Source organism: Clostridium sp., from assembly GCF_016650095.1.
Taxonomy (GTDB): Bacteria; Bacillota; Clostridia; order Clostridiales; family Clostridiaceae; genus Clostridium_AD.
In genome coordinates, this window is sequence record NZ_JAENWL010000091.1 from 1 (window position 1) to 10,866 (window position 10,866).

The following is a 10,866-nucleotide window of genomic DNA, read 5'->3' on the forward strand; positions in this document are numbered from 1 at the left end:
AAATGAACCACAAAGATGTGCTGATTGCAGAAGAGCAAGAAAACAACAAAATAATAACTCATCTTACGGAAGATAGTTAAATAAGTATTATATACCCTATAGACACAAGTCTTATAGGGTTTTTTTATTGTGTAGAAAACTATTATAATGAAGTTAAAAACAAAATAAAAACCATTATATATAAGAGCACTAGATGTAATGCTGCTACGCATTACGAATCTAGTGCTCTTATATTTTTATATCATTTTTAAATTGTATCTAAATCATTATTTGTTATGTGATAATTTAGAACGTTTAGTAAATTTATCATTATTTGCATCTATTTTTACACCGTTTTCAATACCTATATCGCTACCACTTTGAGGAAACATTTTTCTGAGTTCAGCATTAGTTTTTTTATCAGTTTTCATGTGACTTTTATTGTTGTCCATAATCGGTCCTCCTTTTACGTTGCTTTATAAGTTATCTTTAAAAAAAACTAATTAGTATAGTAGTTTTAAAAAGATGCCTATTACTAATATAACCCTAATAGGATAAAAATATTTGCATGAATAATTTACAATAAATGTTAAAAATTTTTCTGTTTTTATAATTATAAAATGAGTAATTATGCAAATACTCTGCTTTGGTGAAATATTGGAGTATGTGTATAGTTAAAATTAACATAGAATAAATAAAAGTGGATATTTTAGATAAAATAAGAGAAACTATAATATAGAAATATATAGAAATCAGAGCTTAAGTATCAATTTATAATTTTAAAAGTTTTAGCTATGAGAAAAGGAAGTGGTGATTGCAATGGAGAATGGAGATCTAAATGGAAATATAGAATTAATTAGAAATGAGTTAGGCGTTAATAGTCCTATGGTGGTAAAACATTTTTATATTGGGGTGGATCAGCCTTTAGAAGCTGCAATTATCTATGTCAATGGAATTACAAACAAGGATATTATCGATAGAGATATATTGAATCCTCTGATGATTCATATACGGGAAAATTTAAATGGTAAGGCTAATATAGGAGATTATCTTTCTAAAAGATACATTTCGATGAGCAATACATTGATAGAAGATGATTTAGATGAAGTGATTAATCATCTTAAAAGAGGGAAAACTGCTGTACTAATAAATGGAGCTTTAGAAGTAATAATAGCGGACACTACAGGTGGACAACAGCGGGCTATTATGGAACCTATGAATGAAACCGCATCAAGAGGTCCAAGAGATGGTTTCGTAGAGAATTTAGAAGTAAATCTTAGTCTTGTTCGAAGAAAAGTTAAGGATAAACATCTCACTATTGAGTTACTTAATTTAGGGAGTAGAACGCAGAATGATGTGGCATTAGTTTATATTAGTGATGTAGTGGATAATCAAGTAGTGGAAGAAATAAGAAAGAGATTAGAAGCTGTTAATGTAGATGCTATACTTTCAACTGGAGCACTTGATCAATATATTGAGTCCTATCCTTATACGGTTTTCCCACAAGCCGATAGTACAGAAAGGCCAGATAGAGCTATTGCAAATATGGTAGAAGGAAGGATACTTGTTTTTTTAGAGGGAACGCCAATGGTACTTATATACCCAGTAACGTTTATGCAATTCTTCCAGGCTGTGGAGGATTATACACAAAGAACCATAATATCCTCTTTTGTAAGATTTCTTAGGATTCTGGCGGCTTGCATTGTTATTACCCTACCTTCTATTTATTTAACACTAATAAAGTTTAATGTAGAACTGATACCAATAAAATTTGTAACCCCCATTGTGCAGTCAAGGATAGGTATTGCATTAACTCCTTTTTTAGAGATTATGGCAATGGAATTAGTTGTGGAGTTTTTGAGAGAGGGTGGCTTAAGACTACCAACTAAGATAGCGCAAACATTAAGTTTAGTAGGCGGTATTATTATAGGGGATACGGCAATTCAATCTAAAATGGTTAGTCCTACTACTTTACTTATAGTAGGAATTACTGTAATCACTACCTTCTTAATTCCAAATTATGATATGTCTCTTTCTATTCGAATGATACGGTTTCCAATGCTGATACTAGCAAACATTATGGGCATATTTGGAATAGCTGTAGGGTGGTTTTTAATTTTAGTTCATCTTTCATCTTTAGATAGTCTAGGTGTACCATATTTTGAGTTTCATAAAAGTGATATGAAGGATACATTTATTAGAGCACCATTATGGAAGATGAACAAGCGGCCAGAGGGAATTCCTAATGCAAACCCAATAAGGCAGACAAATTTTAGAAATAAGTTTAAGAAAAAAGGTAGTGAATAAAATGGAGGGAAGCTCTAATAAAAATAAAATTTACTTATCGGTAAGTCAGTTTGCTTTTATTATCTTCGGTATCATTGTTGGAGTTGGTATTTTATCACTTCCTAATGGTGTAGTAAAATCGGCTCATCAGGATGGTTGGATTTCCTCAATAATAGGTGGGATATATCCATTGTATGTCGTAATCATAGGCAGTTATATAGGCAAAAAGTTTCCTAAAGATAGTATATTAATTTTAAGTAAAAAGTATTTTGGGAAAATAATTGGAAGTATCTTTAATTTAATATTTGCGACTTATTTTATTTTTATGGCATCAATGATTGCAAGTTACTATAGCAACTTAATGCGAAACTATATGATGGGATTTTTAACTTCTTTTAAACTCCTAGCTATCCTGTTTATTTGCATTATTTATACTGCTTCGAGAGGGTTAAAAGTAATAGGAATGATAAGTGAACTTTGCTTTTTTCTCACGATACCTCTACTTTTAACACCTGTAATGGCCATAAAATATTCGAGTATTACAAATGTTTGTCCTGTATTTGGTTCTGGCGTTAGTTCAATATTAAAGGGAGCTTTGAAATCAGTGTTTGCTTACTCAGGAGCGGAAATAATTTTATTGATTTACCCTTTTATGGAAGAGAAAAAGAAGATGCTAGTCGCGTCGTTAATGAGTATAACTGCAATTATAGTTATTTACGCTTGGTGTGTTTTTATAACCACATATTATTTAGGACCAGACATTGTTACCAAAAATATTTGGTCATTTTTGGTAGTGACAGAAAGTGTAAGCATATCAGCAATTAATAATTATAGATACATTTTTATGTATGTGTGGAGCATAATAGCATTTAAGACTATGAGCATTAACGGTTATGCAAGTATATATATTATAAAAGATTTTGCATATAAAATAGAGAAGAAAAAGATTTACTTTGTAATGTTTCCTGTACTTTTATATTTAGCCTTTAGTTATGGAAATGAAATAAGTAGGCAAAACATAAGCAATAGTATTTTGCCGTGGTATATCATATTTAATTTATTATATATGACTGTTATTGCTATATTTATATTTTTTAAGGGAGGAGGTAAGTCTTGAATAAGAAAAAATACTTAATTATAATCATTGGTATACTAATTTATGTATTTATTATGATTGGGCAAGAAAGGGTTCCTATTGAAGAAGTAGTGACTATTAACGGCATAGGCTATGATATAGTGAGAAAAGGTAAAGATACCATTGAATATAGCGTGCCAATTAATACGAATGTTTATAAAGCAAATGGTGAGCAAGTGAATTTGTTATTTAAAGAGCAGGGCGAAAATTTAGGCGAAATAATTCAAAAGAGACAAGAGAAGATGGATAAAAAGTTTCTCCAAGGGCAAGAAAGAGTAGTTTTGATTAGCGAGGATTATGCAAGATATGGTTTAAAAACTTTGGTAGAGGATAGATTTAGAAATCCAGAAACAAATGATATGGCTTATATGGCAGTATGTAAAGGAGAAGCAGAGGATTACTTAAAATATCAGAAAAAAGGGTATAGTAATTCTTCGGAGTATATAGGAGGGCTTATAGAATATAATAGCAAATACAGTTTTTTCTCTAACAACTACAAGGAACTAGATGCATATGTCAGGATTGGAGCTGAGGGTAGAAGTCTGGTACTTCCTTATATACAGATAACAGAGGAAGGAATAGAAATAGCCGGTATGGCTATTTTTTTAAAAGATAAAATGGTAGGAGTTGTTGATGCACAAAAATCTAAGATACTTTGTATGTTAAAAAATGATAGTGCGAACGGGATATTATCATTGCAAAATAATTCAAAAGAGTATATTGATTTTAATGCAAAGGTTGGAAAAAGAAAGGTGAAATGCTATAAGCAAGGAGATAAATATAGTTTTATTATTGATGTGACATTCATAGGTACGGTTGTTAATAATGAAATGTATATTGGTATGATGGATGATATAAACAAAACAAAAAAATTTGAAAAAGATATGGAAAAGAGTATAGAAAAAGAGTGTGATGATTTTATAAAAGTAATGAAGAATGATTACAAGATAGATTGCCTTGGACTTGGAAGAGAAGCTGCTGCTAAGTTTGGAAGGCAGAAACTTATTGATTGGGATGAGGTGGTTTCCAGTGCAGATATTAAAGTAAATGTAAAGGTTAAGGTAGACTTACAGGGTAGAGGAGATTATTAGGCATGCAGATAGAAAAGAAAAATCTACTAACTCCAAATGAGGTTGTTTTTATATTAATGGGAATTATAATTGATGTAACAGTAGCAGGTTTACCTAATGATGTAATGGTTGCAAAACAGGATGGGTGGATTTCTGCATTAATAGGGGGAATATATCCACTATATATAGCGCTTTTAGCCATATATGTAAGCGGGGAATTTCCGAAGGAGAATATTTTAGCGCTTAGTAAAAAATATTTTGGTAAGGCAATTGGAACCATACTAAATTTTCTTTTTTTGATAAGTTTTTTCAGTTATTTTCCGCCCTTAATTTCAACAATTGCAATAATTATAAGAACGGAAGCGGTACCTAGTTTAACTCCAATGAAAATTTATCTAGTTTTATTTTTAGCAGGAGTGTATTTAGCCAATAAAGGAATTAAAGTACTGGGAAGGATATGTACTATCACATTTATGCTGTTGCTTGCAATCATAATTCCTACTATTTCTATTTTAAGTCAAGGAAGTTATTTAAATGTAAGTCCTATATTTGGATCTGGAATTGTAAATATTTTAAAAGGAAGTCTGAAATGTGGTTACGATTACTCATTATTGGAACTTATATTCTTAATTTATCCCTTTATAAATGATAGCAGTAAGATAAAGAGCTCAGTTTTAAAAGCCGCAGGATTTACTACTATTCTATACGGTTGGATTGCTTTTATAAGTATATATTATATGGGAAAAGATATAATCCCTAAAACGGTATGGAGTTTTTTTACAGTAACTGTGGCAGTAAAGGTTGAAATAATAACAAATTTTAGATATATTTTTATATATTGCTGGTTAATTATAGCGATTAAATCTGTAGCCATTTTTAATTATGTGTGTGTGTTTATTTTAGAGGATATAAAAAAAATAAAAAATAAAAAGATAATATATTTAGTTTTGGCTAGTGTGGTTATAATCCTTGCAGAGATTTATTATGGAGATAAGCTAGCAATTGATGAGATTTCAAAATATACCTCACCAATAAGTACTATATACAATTTAATATATATAACCCTCATTGCCAGTTTAATATGGATAAAAAAAGGAAGGGCAAAATGAAAAAAAATATGAATAAAATATTTGTTGTGGTTTTATGCAGTGTAGTTATTGTGGCGTTTTCTAGAGGCGAAAAGATGAATTTAATTAGCATGGAAAATTTGGGTATTGCGGTGGGAATGGGAATCGGCATAAATAAAGACGTTGGAGGAAATATAATCTATAGAGTTACTTCCATTACTAATTCATATAAGGAAGATTCCAGTGTTGAAACCATAGTGAGTACTGGAGTAGGTAGTACCATCGGTAAAACAAGAGAAGATAGACAAAAAAAATCAGGATTAGAATTCTTTTTAGGACTCACAAAAATTTCTTTAGCAGATGAAGAATATGCTAAATATGGGTTAAGGACTTTAATGGAAGTTAATTTTAAAAATCCTGTGGCTAATGATAATGTATTTTTCCTGATGTGCAAAGGTAAACATGAAGAATATTTTAACTATAAGACACCGGGCTATGATAATTCAGCAGATTATATAAGTGATATGATTAAAAATTCTGCAAACTATAATTTTTTCAGAGAAGACTACACGTTTCAAAATGCAGCATTAGCATTAGATGCAGAGGGTAAAAATATAGTTAGTCCCTTTATTGAAATGGTGGAAGATGAAATTAAGATAAATGGAATGGCAGTTTTTAATAAGGATAAACTAGGCGTTATTTTGGATATGAAGGAAACAAGAATAATGAATATGTTACGTGAAAATAAGGTAAGGGGCATACTAACCATACAAAAGAATTCAGAGAAGTATATAAACTACCAAGCGGAATCTAAAAGAAAAATTTCATGTAAAAAAACAGGGGATAAATATACTTTTACTATTGACCTAAATCTAGATGGAGAAATTATTAACAATGAATTATATAAGGACATAACAACTGACATAGAGGTAACCAATAAATTTGAAGATGACATGGAGAGGCAAGTGAAGGGTATATGCAATGAATTTTTGGATAAGATGAAAAAGGAATATAAGCTAGACTTATTGCAACTAGGATGGGTGGCAGCAGCTAAATATGGAAGAGACACAGGAGCCGATTGGAATGAGATTGTTTCTAACTCTGATATTGTAGTGAATGTAAAGGTACATGTTGATAAATTAGGAAGAGGACAGTATTGAATAGTGGATAAATAAGGGAGAATAGAAGGCTTAATGATTAATAATCATTAAGTACAGGATAGGAATGCATGAGAGGATACCTTATGAAAAAGAAAAAAATGATAATTATGGTTTTAATGGTGCTAATAGTTTTTATTTATGTAGGAAAATTGCAAGTAAGTCCTATGGAGGAGTTAAATATAATAGCAGGCATTGGATTTGATATTAACAAAAAATCAAGTACTAATGTAGAATATGGCGTTGCGTTTTCTATATATGATTTTAATAAGAAGGGAAAAAATGGTGTAAGAAGCACTAATATAAAGGCAATTAAGGCGGGAAAAACTAGAGAGCAAGGCAGTGATGTTATAAAGACAGAGTCAAATACAATTGGAGACACAAGGGAAAAAAGACAATTAGTTTCCAGTAAACCTTATACAATTGGTACTGAAAGAATATTAATATTAGGGGAAGAACAAGCATTTTATGGGATATTAAATATAATAAATATACTCTTTTCCAATCCTAAAATTAATGATACCAATATATTTATAGTATGTAAAGGAAAGGCAGAAGATATATTAAGATTTAAGGTAAAAGGATATCCTAGTTCTTCAGATTATATGGAAGGTATGGTTAAACATGCTACAAACTATAATTTTTTATCTTCAGAATATGGCTTATTGAATATATATGTAAAATTGGATTCAGAAGGAGAGAATTTAGTACTTCCTTACCTTGAAATAATAGATGAAAATATCTCTTTTACAGGTATGGCATTATTTAAAGGAAATAAAATGGCTTACGTATTGCCTATGGACGAAAGTAAAATTATGAATATGCTTAGAGAAAAAAAAGGGAAAGGGATACTAAGTCTGCAGGATGGTTCAGATAAGTATTTAAATTACGACGCAATGGTTAAAAGAAAGGTGAAATGTAATAAGACAGAAGGGAAATACGAATTCATCATTGACCTAAGTTTTCAAGGAGACATCATAGAGAACACACTATACAAAGATATTAATAAAGAAAGTGAAAGCGAGTTTGAAACACTCATGGCGAAAAAAATAGAGAAAATGTGTAATGAATTTTTGGAGAAAGTTAAAAATGTTTATAGAATAGATTGCTTAAATCTAGGGATGTGTGCTGCGGCCAAATATGGCAGAGAAACAGGGATAGATTGGAATGAAGAGGTAAGTAACGCAGATATTAAAGTAAATGTAGTGGTGAAAATTGATAAAATTGGAACAGGACAGTATTAAATGAGTATGGGGAGTAAATAAGATGGTTAAGGGAAAAGGCAACCTGCTAGAAGAGAGTGAAGCTATAGCATTGGTAGTGGGATTTATAATCGGAACAGCTATTCTATCATTACCCAATGCTATGGTACAGGATGCAAAACAGGATGGATGGATAGCGGTATTGGTTGGTAGTCTTCATCCTCTATATTTAGCATTGCTTGCTATATATTATGCAAAAAAACATCCTAATCAGGACATTTTGATTTTAAGTAACATATACTTAGGAAGAGTCCTGGGAACCATTTGCAAGATTTTATTAATGGTTAATTTTGGTATATTTACAATTAATGCCATTGTTAGTTTGAGTAATATTTTTAGATCATTCATAACCCCCTTTTTATCACCAATAAAGATTTTTGTTCCGGCCTTATTAGTAGCCATCTATTTAAGTGATAAAGGGATAAAAGTATTGGGCAAAATCAATAAAATTTCACTATATGTTATAGCTGTTTTAGCATTAGCATTAATACCAACATTAACAAGTGGTAATTATCTGAACCTATTACCTGTATTCGGAACAGGGGTTAAAAATATTTTAAGCAGTAGTGTTGGATCAGCATTAGCGTATGGTGGAATGGAAGCAATATTTTTATTTTATCCACTTTTAAGAGGAAAAGGTAAGGTAAAAAAGGTAGCGTTAAAAGCTGTATTTATTATTACTGCTATTTATATTTGGGTTACTTTTATATGTATATATAATTTAGGATATAAGGTTACGTCTATAGCGTTATGGCCAGTGTTGCTAGTGACAGCATCTGTAAATATACCTTTTCTAAATGATTTTCGGTTTTTGTTTATGTTTTTATGGAGCATAGTAATGTTTAAGATCATAGCAAATGCGCATTATGCATTTACATATATTCTTAGTGATGTATTAAAAATAAAAGATAAAAAGAAGACTTATTGGATTACATTTCCAATTATGCTTTCTTTATGTTTGATAGTTAAAAATGAAGTGCAAAGAAGAGCGATACTTGGTTATATAGTTCCTAAAATAACTTTGTTTATTCTTGCATACATAACTATTATTGGTGTATTGATATTTATAAAAGATAAAAGGAGAAAGTAAACTACACTATTTAATATTATATAATAATATATTATTTAAGTTTAATAAATTTTATTAAATCAGCATAAGAAACATTCGCATGGAAAATTACTAAAAGTGGTAGAAGTATTTTTTCGCTTATTATATAATATAAATATATATAAAATGTAATAACTCATAATGATTATTGAATTTATATACTCAAAAAATAATTTAGAAGGAAGTGACTTAATATGCCTTTTAATGTATATGATAGAAACAAAAAATATCTAGGATTTATTCAATCTGCATATCCGCAATATACAAATGTATTTATGGTTGCTAGTACAGATATTATGCTTACGGATAAGGATTTTCAGATAAATAATATAAAATCTGAGTTAGCTGGATTTCTAGGATGCAGAAGCATTTTAGGGAAAATTAATGAAACAAGATTAAGCAAAAGTATAGATAACATAATAATTAAAGAGTTTAGCAAATTTAAAGATAATAATTATAATGAATTATTAAAACTTGTATATCTTAGAATATTACGTTATGAAGAAAATTTTCATTGTAAAACAATTAAAAATGAACAAATAAATGGATATTTCCTATTGGATATTAATAATGTTGTAATTGAAAATGATTCTATAATTATAGATGAGGAGATAGATTATATTAGCAATGAAAAATTAGAAAACCGAATACCAATGGTTGGGAAGATTATTGACTATCCTAAAATACAAATTGATAGTATGTCCTCAGGACAAGGATTGCTACTAGGTGCAGATCTTGCTGATTTATCAGGAAGAAACCATATTCATAAGACAAAATTAAAAATAAAATCAGGGAATTTCGCTTATGAACTTAATTTACCTGTAGAATTATACTTAAGAAAAGGTGATATAATTCAAATATATGTAGATAGAAGAGTAATTAAAAGAGTATTTTGCGATGGTATAATATATGATTTTTAATATTTTATAGAAATAAATAAAAACTAGATTGGAGAAATGAATATGTATATTAATGAAACAAAACTAAAAGTAAGATATATAGAGACAGATAAAATGGGAATTGTGCATCATGCACATTATTATTCTTGGTTTGGGGTTGGAAGAACAGAGTATATAGCAGAAATAGGAATGACATATAAAGAAATGGAAGAAAACAACATTATGTTACCAGTGGTAGAGAGTTCTTGCAAGTACATAGAGGGGGCAAAATTTGATGATATCCTCATAATTCAGACATTTATTAAAGTACTAACTGCGGCTAAGGTAATATTTAATTATAATGTGGTTAGAGAAAATGATAAGAAAATATTGGCTAAAGGTAGTACAACTCAAGCTTTCGTTAATGAAGAATTTAGAGTTGTAAATCTTAAAAAAACCAATCTAGAGATGTGGAGTAGGTTTCAGAAATTATTTCAACAGTAGTACAAGCTATGTTGGAATAAGGAAATTTCAATTAACGAGGAGATAAAAAATGATTTTTGAAGCTTTAAGTTATATTGGTGAAAAATTAAATGATGATGGAGTTGTATGGGCTGTAGGCGCATCTATCGTATTGCATCATTATGCTCTTATAGACAATCCTAATGATATCGATATTTTAGTAGATTTAAATGATATTGACAAAGTAGATAAAATTCTAAAAAGTATTGGAGAAAATAAAATCAAGGAAAAGTCAGATACATATTCTACAAAGTACTTTTACGAATATGTTGTCCATGGCGTTGATATTGATGTTATGGCAGGACTTGCCATAAATTATAATAATGGAATATTTGAATACATCTTTGATCATACTTCAATTTCAGAATTTAAAGAAATTAATGGAGTAAATATACCATTAAC

At 29.7% G+C, this 10,866-nt stretch carries 10 protein-coding genes and 1 pseudogene; 10 read left to right on the forward strand and 1 reads right to left on the reverse strand.

The features are described from left to right. Window positions 1–266: 266 nt before the first annotated feature. On the reverse strand, window positions 267–431 hold the full coding sequence (locus JJE11_RS07450; RefSeq protein WP_291634146.1) for a hypothetical protein: 165 nt from the start codon (window positions 429–431) through the stop codon (window positions 267–269). A gap of 367 nt (window positions 432–798) precedes the next feature. On the opposite strand from JJE11_RS07450, the gene JJE11_RS07455 reads away from it, so the two are divergent. The 10 genes and pseudogenes from JJE11_RS07455 to JJE11_RS07500 all read left to right on the forward strand — a co-directional run. Next, complete coding sequence (locus JJE11_RS07455; RefSeq protein ID WP_291634148.1) at window positions 799–2,286, forward strand: spore germination protein; 1,488 nt, start codon at window positions 799–801, stop codon at window positions 2,284–2,286. 1 nt (window position 2,287) lies between these two features. After that, window positions 2,288–3,382, forward strand: coding sequence for an endospore germination permease (locus JJE11_RS07460; RefSeq protein ID WP_291634150.1), 1,095 nt, complete (start codon window positions 2,288–2,290; stop codon window positions 3,380–3,382). Then, a complete protein-coding gene (locus JJE11_RS07465) occupies window positions 3,379–4,491 on the forward strand; it encodes a Ger(x)C family spore germination protein (RefSeq protein ID WP_291634152.1) in 1,113 nt (370 codons plus the stop codon). Before JJE11_RS07460 ends, JJE11_RS07465 begins: the two co-directional genes overlap by 4 nt. 2 nt (window positions 4,492–4,493) lie before the next feature. Continuing rightward, a complete protein-coding gene (locus tag JJE11_RS07470; protein WP_291634154.1) occupies window positions 4,494–5,579 on the forward strand; it encodes an endospore germination permease in 1,086 nt (361 codons plus the stop codon). Then, entirely contained in the window at window positions 5,576–6,697 is a 1,122-nt protein-coding gene (locus tag JJE11_RS07475) for a Ger(x)C family spore germination protein (RefSeq protein ID WP_291634156.1), read from the forward strand. The genes JJE11_RS07470 and JJE11_RS07475 overlap by 4 nt, the downstream gene beginning before the upstream one ends. Window positions 6,698–6,780: 83 nt before the next feature. Beyond that, a complete protein-coding gene (locus JJE11_RS07480) occupies window positions 6,781–7,938 on the forward strand; it encodes a Ger(x)C family spore germination protein (RefSeq protein ID WP_291634158.1) in 1,158 nt (385 codons plus the stop codon). Window positions 7,939–7,960: 22 nt separating this feature from the next. Further along, entirely contained in the window at window positions 7,961–9,046 is a 1,086-nt protein-coding gene (locus tag JJE11_RS07485) for an endospore germination permease (protein ID WP_291634160.1), read from the forward strand. A 212-nt stretch (window positions 9,047–9,258) separates the two neighbouring features. Then, window positions 9,259–9,984: a hypothetical protein gene (locus JJE11_RS07490; protein ID WP_291634162.1), complete on the forward strand. Its 726-nt coding sequence runs from the start codon at window positions 9,259–9,261 to the stop codon at window positions 9,982–9,984. Window positions 9,985–10,026: 42 nt separating this feature from the next. After that, window positions 10,027–10,446, forward strand: a complete 420-nt coding sequence (locus JJE11_RS07495) for a thioesterase family protein (RefSeq protein ID WP_291634164.1) — start codon at window positions 10,027–10,029, stop codon at window positions 10,444–10,446. Window positions 10,447–10,495: 49 nt separating this feature from the next. Next, window positions 10,496–10,866 (forward strand): annotated as a pseudogene (locus JJE11_RS07500) (hypothetical protein); the annotation flags it as partial.

What these genes read in the sequence shown, in the direction of transcription:
- JJE11_RS07450 (WP_291634146.1), bottom strand. Translation starts at nt 431, where the DNA reads ATGGACAACAATAAAAGTCACATGAAAACTGATAAAAAAACTAATGCT.
- JJE11_RS07455 (WP_291634148.1), top strand. Translation starts at nt 799, where the DNA reads ATGGAGAATGGAGATCTAAATGGAAATATAGAATTAATTAGAAATGAG.
- JJE11_RS07460 (WP_291634150.1), top strand. Translation starts at nt 2,288, where the DNA reads ATGGAGGGAAGCTCTAATAAAAATAAAATTTACTTATCGGTAAGTCAG.
- JJE11_RS07470 (WP_291634154.1), top strand. Translation starts at nt 4,494, where the DNA reads ATGCAGATAGAAAAGAAAAATCTACTAACTCCAAATGAGGTTGTTTTT.
- JJE11_RS07475 (WP_291634156.1), top strand. Translation starts at nt 5,576, where the DNA reads ATGAAAAAAAATATGAATAAAATATTTGTTGTGGTTTTATGCAGTGTA.
- JJE11_RS07480 (WP_291634158.1), top strand. Translation starts at nt 6,781, where the DNA reads ATGAAAAAGAAAAAAATGATAATTATGGTTTTAATGGTGCTAATAGTT.
- JJE11_RS07485 (WP_291634160.1), top strand. Translation starts at nt 7,961, where the DNA reads ATGGTTAAGGGAAAAGGCAACCTGCTAGAAGAGAGTGAAGCTATAGCA.
- JJE11_RS07490 (WP_291634162.1), top strand. Translation starts at nt 9,259, where the DNA reads ATGCCTTTTAATGTATATGATAGAAACAAAAAATATCTAGGATTTATT.
- JJE11_RS07495 (WP_291634164.1), top strand. Translation starts at nt 10,027, where the DNA reads ATGTATATTAATGAAACAAAACTAAAAGTAAGATATATAGAGACAGAT.